The organism is Bartonella machadoae, assembly GCF_022559585.1.
Taxonomy (GTDB): Bacteria; Pseudomonadota; Alphaproteobacteria; order Rhizobiales; family Rhizobiaceae; genus Bartonella; species Bartonella machadoae.
The window spans coordinates 21,585-44,913 of the sequence record NZ_CP087114.1 but is presented as its reverse complement, the minus strand read 5'-3'; the positions used below and the strand labels follow the sequence as shown (position 1 = coordinate 44,913).

Sequence of the window (23,329 nt, the reverse complement as noted above, 5' to 3'; positions counted from 1 at the left end):
CCATGATGCTTGCTTTGGGTAGTTTTATTTTTTCGATTGAAACAGCAGCCTATCAAACTCTTGATCTGTCTTATGGTATACCATGGGTCGAGCAAGGACGATTGGGACGAAAAGCCGCTCTTCAATTGCCTGCTGTTGCAAATGCGGAATTTTCCTTAACGGGTGTGATCTATCCAGACTTCAAAGGTGGGCATGGACAACTCGAATATTTGCGGCAAATTGCCCATCAGGGACCTCACATTCTTGTAACAGGGCAAGGCAAAATTTTAGGGAAGTTTGTCATCCTTTCTGTAGAAGAAAAGCAAAGCGTTTTTCATTATAACGGTGCCCCCAAAAAACAAGAATTTACAGTAAAACTGAGAGAGTATGGTGGAGACCTATGAGTGATCTTTATAGGACCAAAGAAGGCGATATGGTTGATGCCATTTGTTGGAAATATTATGCTAAAGGTCAACAATCGCTTGCTGTCGAACGTGTCTATGCAGCAAATTTAGGGCTTGCAGACTATGGACCCATTTTGACAGCAGGCATCACAATCATTTTGCCCTCCCTCCCCTATCCCAAAGCCACACCGGTGATTAGAATTTGGGGCAGCAAATCATGAAACCTTTTTGCATGGTTATGGCAAATGGACAAGACATCACCAAAACTCTCATAGATTATGTTTTATCAATTGAAATAACCGATGAGGCAGAAGACAAAAGCGACCGTATCACCATAGAGCTTGATGACCGTGCACGCAACAGTGATAATGGCTTTCTTGATATACCCCTCATCGGAACAGTTCTTTCCGTAACACTTGGCTATGAGGGCGACAAAATACGCGATATGGGAGCCTATCTGATAGATGAAATCTCTGTAAGCAGTCCACCACAAAGCTTAACTGTTACAGGACGTGCTGCGGCGATGAACACGTCTTATAGAACACCAAAAAGCCAATCTTATCACCAGCAAACACTTGGCCATATTGTTCAAGAGATCGCACAGCGTAATGGTTATACCGCAAAGGTTGACCCTTCTCTTGCGAAAATTGTTGTGCGTCATATTGATCAAACATCTGAAAGTGATATGGCTTTTGCCGCCCGCCTTGCAGAGGAATATGACGCGGTAGCAAAGCCTGTTGATGGTAAGCTAGTCCTTGCCAAACGGGGGGAAGGTAAAGCCATCACCGGCGAGACACTCCCCGTAGTGGTTCTTCATGAGAAACATTGCACCTCTTGGGATTTTAAATACAGCGCACGGGATGAAGCAGGTGCAGCCAATGGTCTAGAAATGGATGGTGGTGAGGACCAAAAAGCCGCAGCGGATGCTCGTGCACCAGAAGAGATAGAGGAGGATGAAAACGCCATCCATATGGATGAAAATGATCTACCAGAACCATCTGAACCAGAGAAAGGAGAAAAAACAGAAAAAGAAGCGGAGAAGCAAGAACAAGAGAAAAAAGGCGGCGTTATCGCAACCTATTATGATCTACGCAGTGGTGAAAAGAAAGAAGTCAAATCCGGTCATCCACCGTTTCATGAACTCAAATATACCTATCATAATCAATCAGAGGCTGTTGCAGCCATTGCCGCTTATCGTAACAAATCATCACGGGGCAAATCTTCTTTCTCCTGTGATATTGGTGGTGATCCCTTTGTGCAAGCAGAGGCAAAGCTTGTTCAAGAGCCCCCTTTCCGTCCTTATATACCAGCAGAATGGCGCATCAAAAGCGTCAAGCACAAGCTTGATAAAATGGGTGGTTACACCACAAAAATAGAGTGCGAACTTTTTGATGAAGGACAAGAAGATGCAGCTGGAAATGTTGCAAACACAACGCCAGACAAGGATGATACTCTTGATCCAAACGCTCCACAAAATGCATATGAGGAAGGTGAAGGCGTCATCCATATGGATGAGGGAGATATATAAGTCAAATTAGCAAAAATATTAAAAAAGTGAAGAAAAGATTAAGATGCTTCTTCTAACACTGTTTGTTTCTCAGAATTATTTTGAACAGGAGTTAAACTGATTTGCAAATCTAAAGCACTCAAAACACTGAGAAAAGTAGAAAGCCGTGGGTCACCTTTATCACTTAGAGAACGATAAAGGGACTCTCTTGATAGCCCTGTATTTTGAGCAATTTTACTCATCCCTTGGTTTTTTGCTATTATGCCAAGAGCATGTGCAAGATATTTACTATCTTTGCTTTCAAGAGCATCTTGTAAAAGAATTTTCTGCGTTTCAGGCGTTTTGAAATATTCGCTTGTATCAAATTTGGTGATTTCCATTTTTTATTTCCTTTACTAATTGAAGAGCTTTTTCAATATCTTTTTGCTGAGTAGATTTATCGCCACCATTAAGTAATAAAATGATCTCTTTTCCTTGTTTGAAAAAATAAACACGATAGCCTGGTCCGTGATTTATTTTTAATTCTCCAATCCCACGGAAAAATTTTGCATTACCAAGAAACCCTGTTTCTATTCTTGCAATCCGTGTAACAACATGTGCCTGCGCAATCTCGTCTTTTAAAGAATCTAACCATTTCATAAAGTATTTTGTTTTATGCACTGTAAACATTTGTAACTTATAAGATACACAACAGACAATGTCAAATATATTCTTATGTTCCAGTGAAAAAACTACATAACTTTTAATAAGCCGTCTTTTCGAAGGGGAAAGAGATTCACTTTTAAATCCAGCTCTGCCTTGTGCGGAGCTTTTTTTATGGAGAAACCTATGAGAAAAATATCATCAGAAGGATTAGCACTGATTAAACAATGGGAAGGCTTGCGTCTAAACGCCTATAAAGATGCCATTGGTATATGGACCATTGGTTATGGGCATACAAATTCTGCTGGAAAACCCTTTGTTCATAAGGGCATGATAATCACTGAAGAACAAGCAGAAGAGTTTCTTTGCCATGATTTGCAACAATTTGAGAATGCTGTTGAACACGCTGTTCAAGTTTCCTTAACAGACGAACAATTCGCGGCACTCGTATCCTTTTGTTATAATGTAGGAACAACAGCCTTTTGCAATTCAACACTGTTAAAAAAACTCAATCAAGGTGAATATGAAGCAGTGCCCTCTGAATTACAGAAATGGACCAAAGCGGGTGGAAAGCGCCTTCAAGGTCTTGTACATCGGCGTACAGCAGAAGCAGGCTTATGGGCAAAAGGAGCTTATGTTTCCTCCAATTATCAACCAGTAGAAACCAAACAGCCAATGGGGATTTTCAAAGCAGAAGCCCTTGCCCCAATCATTGGTTCTTTCTCAGGACTTGGAGGCTTGTTAGCGGGCAATGGTCCTATCCAATGGGCATTAGCAACCATTATGGTCTTAGCCGCCTGTGCCGGTCTTTTCTGTGTCGCCAAACGCTTTCAGGAGCACAAATTATGATCTTATGGATGAAAAAAAATCTGATGCTAACAGGTGCGGCTTTAGCCGCTTTTTTTATGATTGTAGCAAAAGCTTTTGTTCTTGGCAAAAAAACTGAACAGCAAAAGCAAACAGAGAAGGCTTTAAAGACTGCAACAACACGGCTTGAGGTGGAAAATGAAATTAATCAAAAAAGTGATGCTGATGTGCGTACTGATCTCTCTCACTGGTTGCGCGACAAATAAAGTTGCTTCTTCTTGTGTGGGTTGGTTGCCGATATATTTGCAGCGCCAAGATTTAAACGCCATCAGTTCAAACTTAGCAAGAGAGATCTTAAAGCATAACAAGCAAGGTGAATATTTGTGTGGGTGGAAACATGGCTAGAAAAAACACTAAAAAAACTGCCGCGCTTACAGAAGCAGAAAAAGAAATGCTTCAAGAAATGATCATCACCTATCAAAATGTAAAAATGATGTCTCGTTTTATGAAGTGGATAGCCTTCTTTCTCTTTTTACTCATCCTTGACTTTGCTCGGATTATGGATGCAATAGACAATGTTTTTGCACACTTAAAACAGTGGTTTTCAAAGAACTAAAAGCCTTATCCCCTCCCCACTTTTGAAGTGGGAAGGGATATGTTTTACTTAAGCAGCTTTCACAATAGGATTTTCTAAACTTGGAGCATAAGCTTGCAATAATGGATTCATGATATGCGGTAATTCTGAAGTTCCAAAACCTGTAAGGACTGCTAAAATTTTTGTAATATTTGGCACGTCATCCTGAAGTTTTAAAATCAAAGCTTTTTCTACAATGCCCATGACTTCAACCAGTGCGCTACAGTCTTTATCTTTAATATCTTCACAATTGACAAACTGAAACAAATCCATCCACAAATCACATAAAAAATTGGTATCTACCTTCATTGCACACCTCCATGGATTTGTTCTCTCAAGCAAGCCAATCCTCTAGATGTGATTTTTGTTGAAGGGAGCACTTTTTCTGTACCATCCGGTCTTTGAATTGTGATAGCAGGGCAATCCATGAGACCTTTTTTGATTTTATCCTGATAGGGTAACAAAGGAGCACCCGGAGCCCGTCGATAGACCCAATCATGTTTACGCAAATAATCGGTTAGATCTTTTGGTCGTACTTCTAACATTTTTGCAGATTCAATAAGACCAAACAAGCCATCAGAACGTTTTAAACCATCAAGCGCCTTTGCCTTAGGCTCTAGCTCAGCAATTACATGATCTTTCTGCTCGATTTGGCTTTGTAAGTGGTTCAAGAAACCAATCATAGCTTGTGGACTTGAATAATCAATCTTCGGTAAGACTGCCTGCTTTGCAAGTTTTTCGCATTCGATAAAGTACAAACGAGCTTCTCTGCCTTTCTGATTGTTCTCAAGCATAGAAAGTTCTTTGGCGACATTTAGTATGAGGTAATATTCTTTTAATACTACATTTTGACGTTCGCCAATTTTGGCGAGCGTTAAAATATAATCTCTTCCCTCTTTTAAATCGTATTTGTTTATGCGATCTTTAATCCAATTGGAAAAATCTCGTTTTACTTCCAAAAATGCATGTAACTCACGTGCGTTAACGGTTTGAACTAATTCACCATCAATTTCAGTTTGATTTATATTAATTAAATATTGCGCCATAATTCGGCTCCTATGCAGTTAGACGTTTGTTAATGACACTCAAAAAGAGTGCCGGGCGCTAACAAACACGGTGCATAGTCCGTCGTTATGCTTTCCCCATAAGGGTATTGTATAGCATAACTACACCCGACGGGATCATTATATGCGTGTAACATATAATGAGTCAAAGCTTTTAATTGGCGGAAAAAGATTGTTTCGGCAACCAATCCGCTATGCATTTAAGGTGTTTGTTAGGCACCTGATTCGACAATAGACACATTGGGTCTATATTGTCAAGCACTTCTTGATACAAAAGATGCCCATTGCTCCAAAAGAACACGCCGTTGCTCTAAGAAGTCTGTTCGCATGTAAGCTTTTGTCACTGAATTACCAACTGAATGCGCAAGAACAGATTCTGCAATTTCAAATGGTGTTGATGTTGTCTCCGCTATCCAGTCACGAAGACTCGATCTAAAACCATGAGGTCTATAATCAAAGCCTTTGTCTTTCATGAATTTAGAAAGCGTTGCATCAGAAATTGGTTTTCCTTTAAGCCCCGCAAATAGAAAGCCCTTTTTTTCAAAAGGCAGAGTTTTTTCAATCACTTTCATAGCTTCACTACTCAGTGGCACACGAAAGTCTGAAACTTTTCCTACAATACCTTTCATATTTTCTTTGGGTATGGTCCATATATTTTTATCAATCTGCTCAAGACGCAAATAGCGCAATGGATATGATCGAGCACCTGTCAAAATTAGTAATTTTAGTGCTAAATTTGAAAGGATATTATCCTCTAAGTTGTGATAAAAATCTGGAAGTTCTTGCCAAGGCATAGCAGGAATATTCGTCGATGTCGCACGTGATTTTCCTAAAAGAGCTCGTGCTTTCATACAAGCCTGTAGGTCAACATCTAAGCCAAGAGCAGCAGCATATTTCAAGCAAATATTGATACGATTCAGTGCTTTTCGCGCTGTATCTGCTTTTTCATGCCAAAGTGGAGCAAGAACATTGCGAATGATATTGGCTGTCAATTTTTCTATAGATAATTTGCCTATGTGTGGAATAACGTGCAACTCTAATGGAGAAAACCAACGACCATTTTTCCCTTCATTTTTCAACTCTGCTTTTTTGCTTTCAAAAGCCGCTTGCGCAACTTCTTGAAAGATATTGCTTTGCTGTTTTAAAATAGTCTGTTCTCTAAAAACAATAGGATCATTACCTTCTTTAAGAATATCACTATAATGCCTAGCAAGTTCGCGCGCTTCTTTTAAAGAAAGCTTTGTAACAGGACCAAGCCCCATTTCACGGCGCTTATTGTGGTGCGTATAGCGAAAAAACCAAGAACGCGTATTGTCTTTTCGAACATTTAACCATAGCCCCGCCCCATCACAATACTTACCCTGTGGAGACGTCTTTACGAATGATGCTGATAACCGGTGAATCGCCCTCACTTAACACCCCCTCTCGTCCACCTTTTCAGGCATTGCCCCTCCACCTTTTTTGGTCCACCTTTTAGACCACCTTTAATTTCTGATTTGAGATTTTTTCTTTAATACTTATTTTTTTTATTGGAACATAAAAAATTATATACATCAATATGGTCTTGCACATCTTTATACTATTTGATTCTTGCTAATAAAGCCTGCTCTGCCGCGGCAATGAACACATCTTATAGAACACCCAAAAGCCAATCTTATCACCAGCAAACACTTGGCAATATTGTTCAAGAAATCGCACAGCGTAATGGTTATACCGCAAAGGTTGACCCTTCTCTTGCGAAAATTGTTGTGCGTCATATTGATCAAACAGCTGAAAGTGATATGGCTTTTGCCGCCCGCCTTGCAGAGGAATATGATGCGGTAGCAAAGCCTGTTGATGGTAAGCTTGTCCTTGCCAAACGGGGGGAAGGCAAAGCCATCACCGGCGAGACACTTCCCGTAGTGGTTCTTCATGAGAAACAGTGCACATCTTGGGATTTTAAATACAGCGCACGGGATGAAGCAGGTGCAGCCAATGGTCTAGAAACCGATGGTGGTGAGGACCAAAAAGCCGCAGCAGATGCACGTGCACCAGAAGAGATAGAGGAGGATGAAAATACCATCCATATGGATGAAAATGATCTACCAGAACCATCTGAAGCAGAGAGAGGAGAAAAAACAGAAAAAGAAGCGGAGAAGCAAAAACAAGAGAAAAAAGGCGGCGTTATCGCAACCTATTATGATATCCGCAGTGGTGAAAAGAAAGAAGTCAAATCCGGTCATTCACCGTTTCATGAACTCAAATATACCTACCATAATCAATCAGAGGCTGTTGCAGCTATTGCTGCTTATCGTAACAAATCGTCACGGGGTAAATCTTCTTTCTCCTGTGATATTGGTGGTGATCCCTTTGTGCAAGCAGAGGCAAAGCTTGTTCAAGAGCCCCCTTTCCGTCCTTATATACCAGCAGAATGGCGTATCAAAAGCGTCAAGCACAAGCTTGATAAAACGGGTGGTTACACCACAAAAATAGAGTGCGAACTTTTTGATGAAGGACAAGAAGACGCCGCTGGAAATGTTGCAAACACAACGCCAGATAAGGATGATACTCTTGATCCAAATGCTCCACAAAATACATATGATGAAGGCGAAGGCGTCATCCATATGGATGAAGGAGATATATAAGTCAAATTAGCAAAAATATTAAAAAAGTGAGGAGAAGATCAAGATGCTTCTTCTAACACTGTTTGTTTCTCAGAATCATTTTGAACAGGAGTTAAACTGATTTGCAAATCTAAAGCACTCAAAACACTGAGAAAAGTAGAAAGCCGTGGGTCACCTTTGTCACTTAAAGAACGATAAAGGGACTCTCTTGATAGCCCTGTATTTTGAGCAATTTTACTCATCCCTTGGTTTTTTGCTATTATGCCAAGAGCATGTGCAAGATATTTACTATCCTTGCTTTCAAGAGCATCTTGTAAAAGAATTTTCTGCGTTTCAGGCGTTTTGAAATATTCGCTTGTATCAAATTTGGTGATTTCCATTTTTTATTTCCTTTACTAATTGAAGAGCTTTTTCAATATCTTTTTGCTGAGTAGATTTATCGCCACCATTAAGTAATAAAATGATCTCTTTTCCTTGTTTGAAAAAATAAACACGATAGCCTGGTCCGTGATTTATTTTTAATTCTCCAATCCCACGGAAAAATTTTGCATTACCAAGAAACCCTGTTTCTATTCTTGCAATCCGTGTAACAACATGTGCCTGCGCAATCTTGTCTTTTAAAGAATCTAGCCATTTCATAAAGTATTTTGTTTTATGCACTGTAAACATTTGTAACTTATAAGATACATAACAGACAATGTCAAATATATTCTTATGTTCCAGTGAAAAAGCTACATAAGTTTTAATAAGCCGTCTTTTCGAAGAGGAAAAAGATTCACTTTTTAATCCAGCTCTGCCTTGTGCGGAGCTTTTTTTATGGAGAAACCTATGAGAAAAATATCATCAGAAGGATTAGCACTGATTAAACAATGGGAAGGCTTGCGTCTAAACGCCTATAAAGATGCCATTGGTATATGGACCATTGGTTATGGACATACAAATTCTGCTGGAAAACCCTTTGTTCATAAGGGCATGACAATCACTGAAGAGCAAGCAGAAGAGTTTCTTTGCCATGATTTGCAACAATTTGAGAATACTGTTGAACGAGTCGTTCAAGTTTCCTTAACAGACGAACAATTCGCGGCACTCGTGTCCTTTTGTTATAATGTAGGAACAGCAGCCTTTTGCAATTCGACACTGTTAAAAAAACTCAATCAAGGTGAATATGAAGCAGTGCCCTTTGAATTACAAAAATGGACCAAAGCGGGTGGAAAGCGCCTTCAAGGTCTCGTACACCGACGTACAGCAGAAGCAGGCTTATGGGCAAAAGGCGCTTATGTTTCCTCCAATTATCAACCAGTAGAAACCAAACAGCCAATGGGGATTTTCAAAGCAGAAGCCCTTGCCCCAATCATTGGTTCTTTCTCAGGACTTGGAGGCTTGTTAGCGGGCAATGGTCCTATCCAATGGGCATTAGCAACCATTATGGTCTTAGCCGCCTGTGCCGGTCTTTTCTGTGTCGCCAAACGCTTTCAGGAGCACAAATTATGATCTTATGGATGAAAAAAAATCTGATGCTAACAGGTGCGGCTTTAGCCGCTTTTTTTATGATTGTAGCAAAAGCTTTTGTTCTTGGCAAAAAAACTGAACAGCAAAAGCAAACAGAGAAGGCTTTAAAGACTGCAACAACACGGCTTGAGGTGGAAAATGAAATTAATCAAAAAAGTGATGCTGATGTGCGTACTGATCTCTCTCACTGGTTGCGCGACAAATAAAGTTGCTTCTTCTTGTGTGGGTTGGTTGCCGATATATTTGCAGCGCCAAGATTTAAACGCCATCAGTTCAAACTTAGCAAGAGAGATCTTAAAGCATAACAAGCAAGGTGAATATTTGTGTGGGTGGAAACATGGCTAGAAAAAACACTAAAAAAACTGCCGCGCTTACAGAAGCAGAAAAAGAAATGCTTCAAGAAATGATCATCACCTATCAAAATGTAAAAATGATGTCTCGTTTTATGAAGTGGATAGCCTTCTTTCTCTTTTTACTCATCCTTGACTTTGCTCGGATTATGGATGCAATAGACAATGTTTTTGCACACTTAAAACAGTGGTTTTCGAAAAACTAAAAGCTTTATTCCCTCCCCATTTTTGGAAGTGGGAAGGGATATGTTTTTGTTTAAGCGGCTTTCACAATAGGATTTTCTAAATTTGGAGCATAAGCTTTTAAAAAAGGATCTATAGCCGTAGGAAACTCTGAAGCTCCAAAGTCTGTAAGAACTGCTAGAATCTTTGTAATATTTGGCACGTCATCTTGAAGTTTCAAAATCAAAGCTTTTTCTACAATGCCCATGACTTCAACCAATGCCTTACAGTCTTTATCTCCAATGCCTTGATGGTTAGAAAATTGAGATAGCGCCATCCACAAATCACATAAAAAATCGATACTGGTATTCATTGCACATCTCCATGGATTTGTTCTCTCAAGCAAGCCAATCCTCTGGATGTGATTTTGGTTGAAGGAAGCACCTTTTCTGTGCCATCGGGTCTTTGAATAGTAATAGCAGGGCAATCCATCAAACCTTTCTTGATCTTATCCTGATAGGGTAACAAAGGACCACTTGGAGCTCTTCGATAGACCCAATCATGTTTACGCAAGTAATCGGTTAAGTCCTTAGGTCGTACTTCAAGCATCTTTGCGGCTTCAATCAAACCAAACAGACCATCAGAGCGTTTTAAACCATCAAGCGCCTTTGCTTTGGGTTCTAACTTAGCAATTACATGATCTTTCTGCTCGATTTGACTTTGTAAGTGATTCAAGAAACCAATCATTGCTTGAGGACTTGAGTAGTCAATCTGAGATGTTGTAATCTGCTTTTCCAATTCTTGCCAACGGTCAATAATTTTTGCTCGTAAAGCAGTGCTGTAACCTGAGACGAGGATTAAACACTCACGCTTGGGGAGATGGTAGCAAGGACGACTTTCACCTTTTGCATCAACGTAACTACCGATAAAATCAACCACCCCAAATTTGGGGGCGTTAATTTCTTCAAGCATTTGCTTAATATCGCGCATAACATGATCATGTCTTTTGTTACATAATTCGGCGATTTCACGACTAGACATAGTCTGAACCGCTGCACTACTATTAGCAGTGTTTCCCACAGTTTCTATAAAAGTATTCATGATAACTCCTATCGATTAAAGGTTTTTCATTGACACTCTATAAAGAGCGCCGGGTGCTGAAAAACACGGTCGATAGTCCGTCGTTACGCTTTCCCCGTAAGAGTATTGTATAGCGCAACCACACCCGACGAGAGCATTATATGCGTGTAACATATAATGAGTCAAAGCTTTTAATTGGCGGAAAAAGATTGTTTCGGCAATCTGTCCGCTATCGATTTAAGGCGTTTTTCAGGCACCTGATTCGATACTAGACACATTGATGCCATATTGTCAAGCAACAAAATAAATAAATTACGCAAATAATCTGTTGCCTTGGGCTTTAGTTCTGTAATCAGTAGCCGCTCATTTAAGGAGAGAAGCGGATGTTTGTCGCGGTAGTTTTATCATCAAATCTTCTAATCCGTTGTGTGGTGAAACTGTTGGTATGTTTACGAGACTTTTAAAGGTTTTTTCACAACAGGATTTAGAAGTATTCAAAGAAATGTTAGAAGCGATTATAGAGAAGAAAAGCCAAAAAAATATTCGTGTTGCGGAGGAATGTTAGAAAATCCTATTCCCTAACCTTTATTCACGTATCCCGCACCTTAAAAAAACATATGGAAAATCAATAAGTTATGTATACTTAAAGATTGAATGGCGGAGAGAGAGGGATTCGAACCCTCGATATGGTTTCCCATATACACGCGTTCCAGGCGTGCGCCTTCAACCACTCGGCCACCTCTCCAGAAGTCTGCACTATACCCAGAAAGAAATAACGTGCAAGCTTAAACTCATATTCAAAATTCAAAAAAACAACTTTATTGATTAAAATAAGGTAAGATAATGATTAAATAATAAATACATGCTCTCCCATTTAAGAAGCAATTTCTTTCCGTGGATAAGCAATTTTATCATTAACCTCTTACCCCTCTTGATATTCAATAGTCAGCAGGATAAACGACCGAATAAACCTTGTTGTCAACCAATATGACATCACGTTTCATGAGGATAATTAAATAGATGTCAAAAAATTCTCTATAAATTGAAGAAGTGATTAACTCTTTTCACCTTAAAATTTCTATATCATTGCTAAGGGCACGTACAGCGCGTACAGTTTCACACTGTAATGCCTTTCTTGCTAAAATTTTCATGTCTGCAAAACTATGGGTTTGCAAACACGATTTTACTGAAAAAATATCACAGGATATCATAGAAAGTTCATTAATTCCCAATCCCGTTAAAATCATCGCAGCAAAAGGATCTCCAGCCATACCGCCACAAACACTAACCCAACAGTTGTTTTTTTCTGCGCCCTGAATAGTGTAATGAATCATGCGTAAAACCGCTGGATCAAGACTATCAGCTTCAGATATAAGGTAAGGATTTTGTCGATCAACCGCCATTGTATACTGTGTTAAGTCGTTCGTTCCAATTGAGAAAAAATCAACGTGAGCACTCAAAACATCTGCCATAATGGCTGCTGCCGGAACCTCTATCATAATACCAAGCTTTAATTTCGGTGCACCAATATCATTACGAATTTCTTCCATAATCTTTTTCATCGCAAGAATCTCTGAAACAGACATAACCATCGGAAACAGAATCCATAAATCTCCGCCCTCTTTTGCTGCTCGATGCAAAGCACGTAACTGAGGAACCAAAAGATCACGCCGACGTAATAAAAGTCGTATTCCCCGAACACCTAAAAAAGGGTTGTCCTCTTTCGATAAATGCAAATGTGTAACCTGTTTATCCCCACCGATATCGAGCGCACGGATAATCAACGGCTTATCTCCTACCGCTGTAATCATTGCTCTATACACATCAAATTGTGCTTCTTCACTTGGAATATGTGGACTCTCTAAAAACAAAAATTCTGTACGCATAAGGCCAATGCCTTCTGCTCCTAAATCTAGGGCAAGAGGAACCTGATGTGCATAATTGACATTAGCCATGACACGAATCCTTTGGCCATCTGTCGTTTGCACTGGTAATCTCCATACGCGTCTCTCACTGTCACGCTTTTGCGTAACAATGCTTATCTGCCTTTGAACATCTTCAACATCTGCAGAAGCAGGATTAAGGTAAATGAACCCATTATCGCCATCAATAATAGCTTGAACATCACATTCAAGTGACAAAACATCAGCCCCCATAGCAACAACCATTGGAAGACCAAGAGTACGCGCTAAAATAGCTGTATGAGACAGAGGACCTCCCCATGCTGTTGCTAACCCTTGCACTTTTGTACAATCAAGCTGAGCGACATCAGAAGGAGACAGATCATCTGTAACAAGGATAATACCATGTGGAATATCATTTAAATAAAATGATTTATATGATGGATTGATTTCGCCTAGAACACGACGGCCAACGTCAATTAAATTTATCGCGCGCGCCGCTAATAAAGCGTTATCTACCTTAGAAAACATATCCGCAAATTGTCGAACCGCTCTATCCCAAGACCAAGCAACACCATGGCCTTCTGCCATAAAACGAAAAGCTTGCGCTATCAGATTTTCATCTTCAAGCAAAACCATTTGTGCAGAAAAAATCGCGGCAGAATCTGCTCCCATACGCGTTGTAATATCAGTAATAACTGATGCCATCTTATGCTTTGTTTTTGTAAGAGCATTTTCAAGACACGCCGTGCCAATTGCAAAATCAACTGGCTGATCTGTTATGGAAATATTATTTTCCCTTACAACAAAAATCTTGCCAAGAGCTAACCCTGAACTTGCTCCAACACCAGAAATACCTTTTTGACCAGAACATGGATACCAACTGTGAAAAGCTTGAGATTGAGATTCCATTTCTCTCATCATACACTTTTCACTTATGCTTACTTTTTTTGCGACAGAAATTGCATCGTTAAGAAGTTGCACACCCTCAGCAGCATCCGTCGAAAAAATCAAAACATCACCGTTTTTTGCTCCTAACTGCAATAAACCAACTAAATTTTTCATTTCAACAGCATACTGACCATGGCGCACTCTGATAGAGTTTTGAACCTTTTTTGCAAAATCAACCCAAAGAGAAGCTGGTCGAGCATGAAGACCACTTGGATAATCTAAAGTCCATTCTTGGCAAACTGAAAGATCACCAATAAAAGTCTTCCCTATCTTTATATCCTGACCCAATAGAGTTGTAACAATCTGTTGTTTATCTGTCGTTGTTGAAAGGACTTCAAGCCGTTTCTTATCAAATAAAAGAGGCGTTAATTGTTTGCAAATCTCTTTATATCGATCTGGACACGCAGCAATGGCAATAACCAAATGCGCCTTCTTTCCCTTCCGCCACTCAACACCAGCCGGAATCTGTATAACAGCAACGGCATCTCTCATAATCAAATGACGATTTTCAACCATTCCATGGGGAATTGCTATACCGTTCCCAAGCCAAGTATTCACAATGACCTCACGTTGCAGCATGCTTGCCAGATAACGTTTGTCAACCGCACCAACCTGTACCAGTAATTCAACAGCAGCACGAATTACATCATCTTTATGATCAAAAGCAGCGGCAAGTTGTACAGATTTGATAGACAAGATTTCATCTTCGTTAAAATCTGTATTTATTGCTTCTACTTCCTCACATCTCATGATGAACTGAAACTCCCTCACGTTTGCGTATAAATTTTTCTGAGAAACTCTATTTCAAAGCTGTATTTTTCAACATACAACATATAAATAACACTGAGACTTAATAAGTAACACTGGAACTTTCCTATGTTGTACAGAAGATAATTTGAACGGAATACCTTTCCAATATGACCCATTAAATAATTGGATATTACGCGTCTATTAATTTCCTAAAAGTGCCATAATTAAATCTGACTTCCACTCTTTATTTCATGAAGATAAATACCCCAATTTTTGCACACCAAATTACTTGAAAAACCATTTTTAAAAGGACCTCATTCTCTCAAATTATTCGGTATAACTTGTTCTTACTCCTCATATAAGAAAACAGAATATCCCCAAACCCCTACAATCTTATCTTACTTTCTATCCTCCTTAAAAATTGAGCAACCTCTATTTTCTTTCCTCTAACGCGTTAATGATCACCACGTAACACATATAACCTCTCTTTTAAGGCTACAGGGTAATAAATATCTCGCAACATAGAATTTCAAGATACAACCTTGATCCCATCATAGAGCTCTTTTTTCAATACACATTCTAATCGTAAAACTTTCTTTATTTGATTGTTTATCCAATATGTACATCTAAAAAACAATATTCCCTCTTGAGAAAAAAATCAAATAAACCCCCATACGCAACCCTCACTTCTAAAGATTTTGAAAAACAAGATTAATAAAGACGTAAAGTGAAAAGTGCTTTTATCTTAAACAAAATTCTACTCTTATACTTATAAGCTTGTTTTCATAATGCTTCATAACAGATAGATCAAAACACTCTTAGCTGCTTGTACATCTGTTATTTCTACCTTATCAAATTACGCTCCCTCCATAGCACAAATGCACTCTCGAGACTAAAATCCCTCAACACACATACTCTACAAAATAGCTTTGATAAACGCTCCCCTACCCTCTTTACATAGGGCTTTCTTTTGTAAGGAGAGTGCCTTACTAAATCCCATAATCATTTAAAGAATATGATAACTATCACTAATAACCATAAACTCCCTCATCTTCAGCAAAATGTGCGGTAAACTTTCTCATAATACTTATATTTTCAGTACAAATGAAATATAATATCAATTTTTTAGTTATTTAAGAGAAAGGTTTTTCTAGATTCCGCTTTTTCATTGTTCCTACATTACCAAATTGTACTATATCATCAATACAAAAAAAGGAAAGATAGCGTTTCCTATCTTCCCTTTCTAAAACTCATAGCCTCACAACCGAAATTCAACAAAACAGCGGCTTATTGGCAGAGAATACTATAAATTACTTTTGTGTCTCTACAATGGGAATAACCGAGACATAAGAACGATTACTCGCCTTCCTTTGAAAAGAAACCGTCCCTTTTGATAGGGCAAAAAGAGTGTGATCTTTTCCAATACCAACATTGTCACCAGGATGCCAGCGTGTACCGCGTTGGCGAACAATAATATTTCCAGCGATAACGCTCTCACCGCCAAATTTTTTAACACCAAGACGTTTCGATTCTGAATCGCGACCATTCCGTGAGGAACCACCAGCTTTTTTATGTGCCATGGACGTTCTCCTTTAATCTTTTTTACTCTCTGCTGCTACGGCCGCTTTCTTCTTCGGTGCGGACTTTTTCTCAGCAGTTTTTTTAACTGTTTCCTTAACAGAAGCTACTGCTTCTGTTTCTTTTGTTTGTTCTTTTAATACAGTCGCTTTTTCTTTAATTGGTTTTGCAACTGCTTTTTTAGGCTTTGCACCACCCATTAAAATTTCTAAAATACGAATGGTTGTCAGCTCTTGACGATGACCCCGCGTGCGTTTCGAATTTTGACGACGACGCTTCTTAAATGCGATAACCTTACGCCCACGCACTTGTTCTATAATCTCAGCAGTCACTAAAGCATCAGCAACAGTAGGTGCACCAATAACGGTGTTACCCTCTTGCTCAGCCATTAATATATCACTGAATTCAACAACATCACCCGCATTGCCAATAATTTTTTCCACTTTCACCACTTGGTTAGCAACAACGCGGTATTGCTTACCACCGGTTTTAATGACTGCGAACATTTCTTATCCTTCCGTTCATTCCAGCTCTTATTTCTACCTTATCAATAAGGGAAATAGGCTGCTTTTTATTCAGTCGTAGTTCACTTAAAAAGAAGGATAAACACCCTTCTCCAACACAAATATGCGCAGATTTCTCCGCGCTTGCATTTCGTATATGACGGAATTTCTATTCTCTGTCAATAAAGTCCCATAAAAAAGCAAAAAATGGTTGTACTAAAAGCAATTGAAGGTTATCTACCCACCATATACTTAAAGAATATGAAATTTATCGCACTTTTATACGGAGAGATGGCTGAGTGGTTGAAAGCACCGCACTCGAAATGCGGCATAGGGGCAACTCTATCGGGGGTTCAAATCCCTCTCTCTCCGCCAAATTCTCTTGAAATAAACTTCTTGAGCCCCTCTTATTCTGCGCGTTTGGCTTGAATATGCGCCAATAACCCCAATGTTGAGCTATCGCGTCTATCCGCTTTTTTTTCTCCATGTAGTATTGCTAACAATTCATTGGCTAATTCTTTACCAAGCTCAACACCCCATTGATCAAATGAATTAATGTTCATCAAAATACCTTCAACAAAAATACGGTGCTCATAAAGTGCAATAAGGCGACCAAGTGAAAAAGGTGTTAGTAAATCCTGAACCAACATAATACTAGGGCGATTTCCCTCAAAACTTCTATGACGTGCTAAATTCTTTGCTTCACCTTCATCAATTCCATTTTTTACAAGAATACGCCAAGTATCTTCAACACTGCGTCCCTTCATTAAGGCCTTTGATTGCGCCAAGCAATTCGCTACCAACATGTCATGCATATGATGTAAATTACATTCATGCCCCTTGATAAATAAAATAAATTCCACGGGAATAACATCTGTTCCTTGGTGCAAAAGCTGAAAAAAAGCATGTTGACCATTTGTCCCTGAATTACCCCAAACAACTGGACCACTTGAAAAAGTTAAACGTTCGCCACTCAAAGAAACCTGCTTACCATTCGATTCCATATCAAGCTGTTGCAAATAAGCCGGGAATTGCGCTAAACGCTGTTCATAAGGAATAACAGCACGCGATGAATAATCACAAATGACACGATGCCAAAAACCTAAAAGTGCAAATCGAATAGGAATATTTTTATGCAAAGGTGCGGCTCTAAAATGTTGATCCATCTGCAAAGCGCCTTTAAGAAACTGGCGAAAATTCTGCCCCCCTATTGCCAACATAACAACAAGACCAATAGCAGACCAAATCGAATAGCGCCCTCCAACCCAATTCCAAAATCCAAAAACTCTTGAAAAATCTATGCCTAATTCTGCAACTTTATCAAGCGCACTCGAAACCGCAATAAAATGCATGCAAACAGCTTCTTCCCCTAAATGTGAACAAATCCATTGACGGGCAACTTGCGCATTTGCCATTGTTTCAGCCGTTGTAAAGGTTTTAGAGGCAATAATAAACAGCGTCGTTGCTGGATTCAAAACAGAGAGAATATCAGCAATATGTGCACTATCAGCATTAGAAACAAAATGACAATGCGGGCCATCATGATAAGGTTTTAAAGCATGTGTAACCATTGCCGGTCCAAGATCAGAACCGCCAATGCCAATATTGACAATATCGGTTATCTTCTCACCACTCTTTCCCTTATAGCTACCATCTCGCACACTTTCAGAAAATCTTTCCATATCGTTGAGAACAGCTTGAATGTCTTGAATAACATCATGACCATCTAACATAAAAACTTCATCAGCAGGCAAACGTAAGGCAATATGAAGAGCAGAACGCTTTTCCGTTGTATTAATAGCTTGACCTAAAAACATTGCTTCACGCCTGCCTAATACATCTGCCGCAATTGCTAAATCATCTAAAAGTTGCAATGTTTTAAATGTTACACCACATTTTGAAAAATCAAAAAGAAGGTCATCAAGCCTCAAAGAAAAATGGCAAAAACGCTGCTCATCTTCCTCGAAATGCCGGCGAATATCATAAGCTCTATCCTTTATTGCATGCCTCTTTAAGGCGTTCAAAGTTAGGGCAAAAGCTTTTTCATTTCGAAGTGGAAAACTATCTTCCATGAACGCATCTCGTATAGTTATTGATAACGCCATCTCCAAAAAAATAATCATGAAACAGCGGGAAGATCCTTTATTATTAACCTATTTTTACTGTCCATATGCAAAATAAAGGAATATAAAAGCAGAAAGGTAAGATCCGATAGTGGCATTTTTAAAACAAAAATTAAAAACTTCCAAACTTTTCTCTACCAAATATATTATTCAACTTGGCTGAGTTCTTTTGTTAAACGTACAGCTTCTTCTGCTTTTGTCCTTACAAAACGTCCGAGAAAAAGATAAACCACCGGTGTGACATAAAGCGTAAAAACAGTTGCTAAACCCAAACCGCCAACAATAACCCAACCCAAAGCAACACGTGCCTCTGCACCAGCACCTTTGGCTAAAACCAAAGGAATGCCCCCTAAAAGAGCACAAATCATCGTCATACAAACTGGACGAAGACGAATATTTGCCGCTTCTTCAATAGCTTCACGCACATTTCTCCCTTGATCACGTAATTGATCTGCAAACTCAACAATAAGAATCCCATTTTTAGCCATAACCCCCACCAACAAAATTAAACCTATTTGACTGTAAATATTCAGACTTACTCCACTCAAAAGCATAGCAATAACCGCACAACCAATGCCTAATGGTACAGTCGCCATGATAATAAATCCTGAAATAAAACTCTCAAATTGAGCAGCTAAGACCAATAAAATAATCACAAAGGCTATTCCAAAGACAATCATAAAATTGGAGGATGTTTCACCAAGGGTAGCCGCTTCCCCTAAAGGAACAATATAATTTTCCCCTGATAATAAAGGAGTAGCGATTTTCTGTACAGTCTGATAAGCGTCCCCTAAAACGACACCTGGAGCAAGATTTGCGCTTAAAATAACAGCACTCATGCGTTTTTCTCGTTTTAGTTGAGGTGCAATGGCTTTTTCCTGTAAATGTGCAATAACTGATAAAGGAATGTATTTATTGCTCTTGGTTTTTAAAAAAATATTTTCCAAATCATGAGGATTGTTAACTGGATTGTGCCACGAAGTGAGTTTTACATCATAAGAATGGTCATCGACATAAACGGAACCAATTTTTTTACCATCCAACATTGCTTGCAATGTATTGCCCAAATTGGTGATATCAACCCCTAAATCAGAGGCTTTTTCCCTGTTAATTTCAACAAAAAACTGTGGTTGTGTTTCATCAACAGTAAGCCGTGGACGAATAAAATGTGGATCAGCTTGCAAAGCACTCACAAGCTTATTAGCTATCGGCTGTAATTTTGTATAGTCATTGCCAAGAATTGCAAATTGTAAACCTTGTCCCGTTCCTCTAACGCCTAAAGAATTTCCCTGCACAGCAAACACAAAAACGGCTGGAAACTGTCTCACCTTTGCATTAACATCCTCTAAAATCTCTTGTTGAGAGCGCACGCGCTTATCCCAAGAAGAAAGCAACAAAACCAAAAAAGCTGTATTTGATGAACCACCAATGCCGGCAATAGAATAACTATTCGCAATCTCTCCAGAATCACGTAATGGCTGTAAACGCGTTTCAATCTGCTTCACTTGCTCATTCAAATATTGTGTTGAAATACCTTGTGGTCCAGTAATAAGCAAAAAGATCAACGCTCTATCCTCTGCTGGCGTTAACTCCTGTTGTAATTTCGTATAGCCTCCAATACAAAGACCTGCGAAAATAAACGAAGCCAAAATAACAGCCCAAGGTCTTTGCAAACACTTATGCAAACTATAAGCATACCCTTTGCTAAAAAAAGAACCTAACTTATGCAAAAAAGTAAGATAATGTGCCCCTTCTCTCTCGCTTTCCACATGTCCTTTGAGAAAACGCGAAGTCAACATAGGGCAAAGTGTTAAAGCAACAATGGAAGAAAGAAGGATAGAAATTGCCAATACAAAACCAAATTCTCTAAACAGTCCTCCCACTTGCCCAGGAAGAAACGAAATAGGCACAAAAACAGCAACTAAAGTCAATGTTGTTGCTACAACAGCAAAAAAGACTTCTCGTGTTCCTAGAACCGCTGCTGCTCTGGAACCTAAGCCCATATTACGCCTCCGAACAATATTCTCAAGAACAACAATTGCGTCATCCACCACAAGCCCTGTTGCTAAAACAAGACCTAAGAATGTGAGAATATTTAATGAAAATCCAACAAGGTAAATAGCAGCAATTGTACCAATCAAAGTGACAGGAATAGATAATGCGGGAATGAGCGTTACACGAATATCTCTTAAAAAAAGGAAAATAACCAAAATAACACTGAGAATAGCAATAACCAATGCTACCTCAACCTCATGAAGTGCACTTTTAATAAAAACTGCATCATCACTAATGATATCCATATGGACAGAAGAAGGGACAATACTTTTGAGGTGACTAAGAACTTCTCGAACTCCTTGAGAAATATTAAGGGTGTTGGATTGTGCTTTACGCACAATTCCTAACCCGATTCCCGTTTTTCCATTGACACGAAGAATCACTGTTTCCACATCAGGCGATAAAGTAACATGTGCAACATCACCAAGATACACATGCGGTTTTAAAGCAACTTGTTCAAAAGCTTCTGGTGTTGTTAAACGCGCGGTAGCACGTACAATTAAAGTTTGCTTAGAATTGCGTAATGACCCTACTGGTACATCCGTTGTCATATCCGCAAGAGCACGTGAAATATCCGCTACAGTTAAGCCATAGCTGGCAAGCTTTGCTTGATCAACATCAATTTGAAAAATCTTCGTGCGTGCACTATCAACCTGCACATCACCAACACCATCAACAGCAGAAAGCGCATTAACAATTTGATCGTTTACAACTTCTGTTAAATCATCAATACTCATCGTTGGTGAAGTGACAACTAAATACATCATTGCAGCAGCATTCGAATCTGCTTTAATAATCAAAGGGGTATCGGCGTTTTTGGGTAAAGAATAAGCAATACGAGAAAGGGCATCGCGAATATCAGATGCTGCAACATTCAAATCAACACCGACATTAAAATTAATCTCTACACGGGAACGACCAAAAGAAGAACTTGAAGAAATTGTTTTAACACCTGAAACACGAGAAACAGCATCTTCGATATTTTTTGTAACTTCACGATCAATTGTTTCTGCTGATGCACCAGAAAAAATCGTCATAATAGTTAGCACAGGAATATCAACATCTGGCAATTCGCGAACATCAACGTTCAACCAAGCAGAAAACCCCGCAATCATGATCATGGCATTTAAAACAAAGGTAAAAACTGGCCTGCGAATAAATAAGGCAATGAAACCGCCTTGCTCTCCCTGTGTTGTAGGGGGGGTCGTGCTCAATTCCTGACTCATTGTATATCCTGCCCATGAAGCGCTGATAATTGCTGTTGATGGGACTTTAAATCATCAAAAGTAACTCTACTTCCTGGATAGAGCATCTGTACTCCTTGAATGACAACTTGATCCCCATTCTTTAAGGGCGCTTTCACAAACACCTGGTCTGCTTTATGCTGAAGAATGGATACTGGAATCGCTTCTACTGTTCCTTCTCTTACACGCCAAACAAATGACCCTTTACTGTTCCACTGAATCGCAAGAGGATTAACGACAGGAAAAGCACCACCGTGGAATTGAAATGCAATAGAAAAAGACATGCCTGAAAGGAGCGTATTTTTTTCATTCTTGATTTCAACCTGAACATGAAGTGTACGGCTTTCTGGATCAATGACATTATCAATCGCATAAATATGACCAACAAAAGTTTTATCGGGCTGTGCCGTTAATGTTGCTGTTACTTCATCGCCTTTATGAATATACGATGTATATCGTTCAGGAACCCATATATCGACTAAAATACGTTCTCTGTTTTCAATGCGACCTATTATAGTGTTAGAAGTAACAGCATTCCCTCTATCAAAGGGCAAAATACCAACAACGCCGCTGATTGGTGCACGAATTGTTCGCCGATCAAGCGCTAAAGTCGCATCACGCAAAACCAAATTTGCGTTATCCAACTCCAAGCGTGCGGTAATTTCTTGAACTTCCGTTGCTGTCTTGCTAGAACGTAATTTAAGAATACGCGAAAATGTTAATGCACTATTATCACGTTGGACTTTTGCTTTTTCAGCCGTTATTTCCTCCTTTTTAGAATCAAGTTTTGCAATTGCATCACCCTCTTGCACTTTTGTACCAGCTGATACAAAAAACTTATCAATAACCCCTGATGACCAAGGGGTTAACTCTACCGCAGCGAATGCTTTTCCACTTCCAAGCGCATTCAATTGTTCATAAAAATCTTGAACTTTTACAACATCAATAACAACCTTTGTTGGCGGTCTTCCCGTTGACGCTTTTAAGATTTTATGCGATGCATCTGTTGTTTTATCCACTACAGGAATGGGGTGTTTTGAACTCTGTTTCCCTGCCCAATAAGTAACCATCAAAACGACAATGAAAAACATCAGTGGAAAAATCTTTTTTGACAACTCCATACATCTACCCTTGCTGTGCCATTATAATGCGCTCATTCGTCTCAAACAGTTTTCAACAGTCACATCCGAGCTCGACAATAAAAACCGAATTGCAGGCAGTGCATCTTGCTCCCCACCGCGAAAAACATATTTCATTCGTACTTGATTATCTTGCATAGCTTAAAGCGTCAAGTTAACTATCATTCATATTGAATGATCCTGTCTACAGAACAAAAAGAACCCGACACAAAACCATCAGAAATCAGAAAGATACGACAACCTTTTTAAAAATGTATAAAAAACATAAAGACAAAATTTCTATTTCCACTAAGTTTCACTTGCAATTCCTTAAGGAAACGATTAGGAAACCTCTTATCTTGATG

26 protein-coding genes, 2 tRNA genes and 1 pseudogene are annotated in these 23,329 nt (G+C 39.2%); 13 read left to right on the top strand and 16 right to left on the bottom strand.

Annotation, left to right across the window (positions count from 1 at the left end; all coding sequences use genetic code 11):
• Positions 1-2 precede the first annotated feature (2 nt).
• The 3 genes from LNM86_RS00240 to LNM86_RS00230 are packed head-to-tail and all read left to right on the top strand — an operon-like array spanning position 3 to position 1,911.
• Positions 3-383 (top strand): phage tail protein, encoded by a 381-nt coding sequence (locus LNM86_RS00240; protein ID WP_241437999.1) that lies wholly within the window; start codon positions 3-5, stop codon positions 381-383.
• The gene (locus LNM86_RS00235) at positions 380-604 is read left to right on the top strand and encodes a tail protein X (RefSeq protein ID WP_241437998.1); all 225 of its coding nucleotides are present in this window, start codon (positions 380-382) and stop codon (positions 602-604) included. The genes LNM86_RS00240 and LNM86_RS00235 overlap by 4 nt, the downstream gene beginning before the upstream one ends.
• Complete coding sequence (locus tag LNM86_RS00230) at positions 601-1,911, top strand: phage late control D family protein (protein WP_241437997.1); 1,311 nt, start codon at positions 601-603, stop codon at positions 1,909-1,911. Before LNM86_RS00235 ends, LNM86_RS00230 begins: the two co-directional genes overlap by 4 nt.
• 38 nt (positions 1,912-1,949) lie before the next feature.
• Here the strand turns inward: LNM86_RS00230 and LNM86_RS00225 are convergent, their stop codons facing one another.
• Complete coding sequence (locus LNM86_RS00225) at positions 1,950-2,270, bottom strand: addiction module antidote protein (protein WP_241437996.1); 321 nt, start codon at positions 2,268-2,270, stop codon at positions 1,950-1,952.
• Entirely contained in the window at positions 2,251-2,559 is a 309-nt protein-coding gene (locus LNM86_RS00220; protein WP_241437995.1) for a type II toxin-antitoxin system RelE/ParE family toxin, read from the bottom strand. Before LNM86_RS00220 ends, LNM86_RS00225 begins: the two co-directional genes overlap by 20 nt.
• Before the next feature lie 159 nt (positions 2,560-2,718).
• Between LNM86_RS00220 and bgtA (LNM86_RS00215) the strand changes: the two genes are divergently transcribed.
• Genes bgtA (LNM86_RS00215) through LNM86_RS00200 form a run of 4 tightly spaced genes read left to right on the top strand, consistent with a single transcriptional unit; the run spans position 2,719 to position 3,955 of the window.
• Positions 2,719-3,381, top strand: coding sequence for a gene transfer agent endolysin BgtA (gene bgtA, locus LNM86_RS00215; protein WP_241437994.1), 663 nt, complete (start codon positions 2,719-2,721; stop codon positions 3,379-3,381).
• The gene (locus LNM86_RS00210) at positions 3,378-3,605 is read left to right on the top strand and encodes a hypothetical protein (protein WP_241437987.1); all 228 of its coding nucleotides are present in this window, start codon (positions 3,378-3,380) and stop codon (positions 3,603-3,605) included. The genes bgtA (LNM86_RS00215) and LNM86_RS00210 overlap by 4 nt, the downstream gene beginning before the upstream one ends.
• Complete coding sequence (locus LNM86_RS00205) at positions 3,538-3,744, top strand: hypothetical protein (protein ID WP_241437986.1); 207 nt, start codon at positions 3,538-3,540, stop codon at positions 3,742-3,744. Before LNM86_RS00210 ends, LNM86_RS00205 begins: the two co-directional genes overlap by 68 nt.
• Entirely contained in the window at positions 3,737-3,955 is a 219-nt protein-coding gene (locus LNM86_RS00200) for a hypothetical protein (RefSeq protein WP_241437985.1), read from the top strand. The genes LNM86_RS00205 and LNM86_RS00200 overlap by 8 nt, the downstream gene beginning before the upstream one ends.
• 48 nt (positions 3,956-4,003) lie before the next feature.
• Here LNM86_RS00200 and LNM86_RS00195 read toward each other — a convergent pair whose 3' ends face one another.
• From LNM86_RS00195 to LNM86_RS00185, 3 genes are all read right to left on the bottom strand, one after another.
• Complete coding sequence (locus LNM86_RS00195) at positions 4,004-4,282, bottom strand: hypothetical protein (protein ID WP_241437993.1); 279 nt, start codon at positions 4,280-4,282, stop codon at positions 4,004-4,006.
• Positions 4,279-5,019, bottom strand: a complete 741-nt coding sequence (locus LNM86_RS00190) for an antA/AntB antirepressor family protein (RefSeq protein ID WP_241437992.1) — start codon at positions 5,017-5,019, stop codon at positions 4,279-4,281. The genes LNM86_RS00195 and LNM86_RS00190 overlap by 4 nt, the downstream gene beginning before the upstream one ends.
• A 272-nt stretch (positions 5,020-5,291) precedes the next feature.
• Positions 5,292-6,449, bottom strand: a complete 1,158-nt coding sequence (locus LNM86_RS00185) for a tyrosine-type recombinase/integrase (protein WP_241437991.1) — start codon at positions 6,447-6,449, stop codon at positions 5,292-5,294.
• A gap of 198 nt (positions 6,450-6,647) precedes the next feature.
• Here LNM86_RS00185 and LNM86_RS00180 point away from each other — a divergent pair.
• Positions 6,648-7,661, top strand: a pseudogene (locus LNM86_RS00180) (contractile injection system protein, VgrG/Pvc8 family); the annotation flags it as partial.
• 38 nt (positions 7,662-7,699) lie between these two features.
• Here LNM86_RS00180 and LNM86_RS00175 read toward each other — a convergent pair.
• Both LNM86_RS00175 and LNM86_RS00170 read right to left on the bottom strand, forming a co-directional pair.
• The gene (locus LNM86_RS00175) at positions 7,700-8,020 is read right to left on the bottom strand and encodes an addiction module antidote protein (RefSeq protein WP_241437990.1); all 321 of its coding nucleotides are present in this window, start codon (positions 8,018-8,020) and stop codon (positions 7,700-7,702) included.
• A complete protein-coding gene (locus LNM86_RS00170) occupies positions 8,001-8,309 on the bottom strand; it encodes a type II toxin-antitoxin system RelE/ParE family toxin (RefSeq protein WP_241437989.1) in 309 nt (102 codons plus the stop codon). Before LNM86_RS00170 ends, LNM86_RS00175 begins: the two co-directional genes overlap by 20 nt.
• A 159-nt stretch (positions 8,310-8,468) precedes the next feature.
• On the opposite strand from LNM86_RS00170, the gene bgtA (LNM86_RS00165) reads away from it, so the two are divergent.
• The 4 genes from bgtA (LNM86_RS00165) to LNM86_RS00150 are packed head-to-tail and all read left to right on the top strand — an operon-like array spanning position 8,469 to position 9,705.
• Positions 8,469-9,131, top strand: a complete 663-nt coding sequence (gene bgtA, locus LNM86_RS00165; RefSeq protein ID WP_241437988.1) for a gene transfer agent endolysin BgtA — start codon at positions 8,469-8,471, stop codon at positions 9,129-9,131.
• On the top strand, positions 9,128-9,355 hold the full coding sequence (locus tag LNM86_RS00160; RefSeq protein WP_241437987.1) for a hypothetical protein: 228 nt from the start codon (positions 9,128-9,130) through the stop codon (positions 9,353-9,355). The genes bgtA (LNM86_RS00165) and LNM86_RS00160 overlap by 4 nt, the downstream gene beginning before the upstream one ends.
• Entirely contained in the window at positions 9,288-9,494 is a 207-nt protein-coding gene (locus tag LNM86_RS00155) for a hypothetical protein (RefSeq protein ID WP_241437986.1), read from the top strand. The genes LNM86_RS00160 and LNM86_RS00155 overlap by 68 nt, the downstream gene beginning before the upstream one ends.
• Positions 9,487-9,705: a hypothetical protein gene (locus LNM86_RS00150; RefSeq protein WP_241437985.1), complete on the top strand. Its 219-nt coding sequence runs from the start codon at positions 9,487-9,489 to the stop codon at positions 9,703-9,705. The genes LNM86_RS00155 and LNM86_RS00150 overlap by 8 nt, the downstream gene beginning before the upstream one ends.
• Positions 9,706-9,755: 50 nt before the next feature.
• Here the strand turns inward: LNM86_RS00150 and LNM86_RS00145 are convergent, their stop codons facing one another.
• The 6 genes from LNM86_RS00145 to rplU all read right to left on the bottom strand — a co-directional run bounded on the left by LNM86_RS00145 (position 9,756) and on the right by rplU (position 16,427).
• The gene (locus tag LNM86_RS00145) at positions 9,756-10,034 is read right to left on the bottom strand and encodes a hypothetical protein (RefSeq protein WP_241437984.1); all 279 of its coding nucleotides are present in this window, start codon (positions 10,032-10,034) and stop codon (positions 9,756-9,758) included.
• The gene (locus LNM86_RS00140) at positions 10,031-10,762 is read right to left on the bottom strand and encodes a Rha family transcriptional regulator (protein ID WP_241437983.1); all 732 of its coding nucleotides are present in this window, start codon (positions 10,760-10,762) and stop codon (positions 10,031-10,033) included. Before LNM86_RS00140 ends, LNM86_RS00145 begins: the two co-directional genes overlap by 4 nt.
• Positions 10,763-11,396: 634 nt before the next feature.
• Positions 11,397-11,486 (bottom strand) — tRNA-Ser (locus LNM86_RS00135).
• A 319-nt stretch (positions 11,487-11,805) separates the two neighbouring features.
• A complete protein-coding gene (ptsP, locus tag LNM86_RS00130; RefSeq protein ID WP_241437982.1) occupies positions 11,806-14,343 on the bottom strand; it encodes a phosphoenolpyruvate--protein phosphotransferase in 2,538 nt (845 codons plus the stop codon).
• A gap of 1,310 nt (positions 14,344-15,653) precedes the next feature.
• On the bottom strand, positions 15,654-15,923 hold the full coding sequence (gene rpmA, locus LNM86_RS00125) for a 50S ribosomal protein L27 (protein WP_241437981.1): 270 nt from the start codon (positions 15,921-15,923) through the stop codon (positions 15,654-15,656).
• A gap of 12 nt (positions 15,924-15,935) precedes the next feature.
• Complete coding sequence (gene rplU / locus LNM86_RS00120; protein WP_241437980.1) at positions 15,936-16,427, bottom strand: 50S ribosomal protein L21; 492 nt, start codon at positions 16,425-16,427, stop codon at positions 15,936-15,938.
• A 282-nt stretch (positions 16,428-16,709) separates the two neighbouring features.
• On the opposite strand from rplU, the gene LNM86_RS00115 reads away from it, so the two are divergent.
• Positions 16,710-16,799 (top strand) — tRNA-Ser (locus LNM86_RS00115).
• A gap of 32 nt (positions 16,800-16,831) precedes the next feature.
• Here LNM86_RS00115 and pgi read toward each other — a convergent pair.
• From pgi to LNM86_RS00100, 3 genes are all read right to left on the bottom strand, one after another.
• Positions 16,832-18,496 carry a glucose-6-phosphate isomerase gene (pgi, locus tag LNM86_RS00110; protein WP_241439030.1) on the bottom strand — a complete coding sequence of 555 codons (1,665 nt, stop codon included), beginning with the start codon at positions 18,494-18,496 and terminating at the stop codon, positions 16,832-16,834.
• 197 nt (positions 18,497-18,693) lie between these two features.
• Positions 18,694-21,828 (bottom strand): efflux RND transporter permease subunit, encoded by a 3,135-nt coding sequence (locus LNM86_RS00105; protein ID WP_241437979.1) that lies wholly within the window; start codon positions 21,826-21,828, stop codon positions 18,694-18,696.
• The gene (locus tag LNM86_RS00100) at positions 21,825-22,967 is read right to left on the bottom strand and encodes an efflux RND transporter periplasmic adaptor subunit (RefSeq protein WP_241437978.1); all 1,143 of its coding nucleotides are present in this window, start codon (positions 22,965-22,967) and stop codon (positions 21,825-21,827) included. The genes LNM86_RS00105 and LNM86_RS00100 overlap by 4 nt, the downstream gene beginning before the upstream one ends.
• Positions 22,968-23,329 lie beyond the last annotated feature (362 nt).

Bases quoted from the DNA above. Each gene is read 5' to 3' on its own strand.
- LNM86_RS00240 (WP_241437999.1), top strand. From the start codon at position 3: ATGATGCTTGCTTTGGGTAGTTTTATTTTTTCGATTGAAACAGCAGCC.
- LNM86_RS00235 (WP_241437998.1), top strand. From the start codon at position 380: ATGAGTGATCTTTATAGGACCAAAGAAGGCGATATGGTTGATGCCATT.
- LNM86_RS00230 (WP_241437997.1), top strand. From the start codon at position 601: ATGAAACCTTTTTGCATGGTTATGGCAAATGGACAAGACATCACCAAA.
- LNM86_RS00225 (WP_241437996.1), bottom strand. From the start codon at position 2,270: ATGGAAATCACCAAATTTGATACAAGCGAATATTTCAAAACGCCTGAA.
- LNM86_RS00220 (WP_241437995.1), bottom strand. From the start codon at position 2,559: ATGTTTACAGTGCATAAAACAAAATACTTTATGAAATGGTTAGATTCT.
- bgtA (WP_241437994.1), top strand. From the start codon at position 2,719: ATGAGAAAAATATCATCAGAAGGATTAGCACTGATTAAACAATGGGAA.
- LNM86_RS00210 (WP_241437987.1), top strand. From the start codon at position 3,378: ATGATCTTATGGATGAAAAAAAATCTGATGCTAACAGGTGCGGCTTTA.
- LNM86_RS00205 (WP_241437986.1), top strand. From the start codon at position 3,538: ATGAAATTAATCAAAAAAGTGATGCTGATGTGCGTACTGATCTCTCTC.
- LNM86_RS00200 (WP_241437985.1), top strand. From the start codon at position 3,737: ATGGCTAGAAAAAACACTAAAAAAACTGCCGCGCTTACAGAAGCAGAA.
- LNM86_RS00195 (WP_241437993.1), bottom strand. From the start codon at position 4,282: ATGAAGGTAGATACCAATTTTTTATGTGATTTGTGGATGGATTTGTTT.
- LNM86_RS00190 (WP_241437992.1), bottom strand. From the start codon at position 5,019: ATGGCGCAATATTTAATTAATATAAATCAAACTGAAATTGATGGTGAA.
- LNM86_RS00175 (WP_241437990.1), bottom strand. From the start codon at position 8,020: ATGGAAATCACCAAATTTGATACAAGCGAATATTTCAAAACGCCTGAA.
- LNM86_RS00170 (WP_241437989.1), bottom strand. From the start codon at position 8,309: ATGTTTACAGTGCATAAAACAAAATACTTTATGAAATGGCTAGATTCT.
- bgtA (WP_241437988.1), top strand. From the start codon at position 8,469: ATGAGAAAAATATCATCAGAAGGATTAGCACTGATTAAACAATGGGAA.
- LNM86_RS00160 (WP_241437987.1), top strand. From the start codon at position 9,128: ATGATCTTATGGATGAAAAAAAATCTGATGCTAACAGGTGCGGCTTTA.
- LNM86_RS00155 (WP_241437986.1), top strand. From the start codon at position 9,288: ATGAAATTAATCAAAAAAGTGATGCTGATGTGCGTACTGATCTCTCTC.
- LNM86_RS00150 (WP_241437985.1), top strand. From the start codon at position 9,487: ATGGCTAGAAAAAACACTAAAAAAACTGCCGCGCTTACAGAAGCAGAA.
- LNM86_RS00145 (WP_241437984.1), bottom strand. From the start codon at position 10,034: ATGAATACCAGTATCGATTTTTTATGTGATTTGTGGATGGCGCTATCT.
- LNM86_RS00140 (WP_241437983.1), bottom strand. From the start codon at position 10,762: ATGAATACTTTTATAGAAACTGTGGGAAACACTGCTAATAGTAGTGCA.
- ptsP (WP_241437982.1), bottom strand. From the start codon at position 14,343: ATGAGATGTGAGGAAGTAGAAGCAATAAATACAGATTTTAACGAAGAT.
- rpmA (WP_241437981.1), bottom strand. From the start codon at position 15,923: ATGGCACATAAAAAAGCTGGTGGTTCCTCACGGAATGGTCGCGATTCA.
- rplU (WP_241437980.1), bottom strand. From the start codon at position 16,427: ATGTTCGCAGTCATTAAAACCGGTGGTAAGCAATACCGCGTTGTTGCT.
- pgi (WP_241439030.1), bottom strand. From the start codon at position 18,496: ATGGAAGATAGTTTTCCACTTCGAAATGAAAAAGCTTTTGCCCTAACT.
- LNM86_RS00105 (WP_241437979.1), bottom strand. From the start codon at position 21,828: ATGAGTCAGGAATTGAGCACGACCCCCCCTACAACACAGGGAGAGCAA.
- LNM86_RS00100 (WP_241437978.1), bottom strand. From the start codon at position 22,967: ATGGAGTTGTCAAAAAAGATTTTTCCACTGATGTTTTTCATTGTCGTT.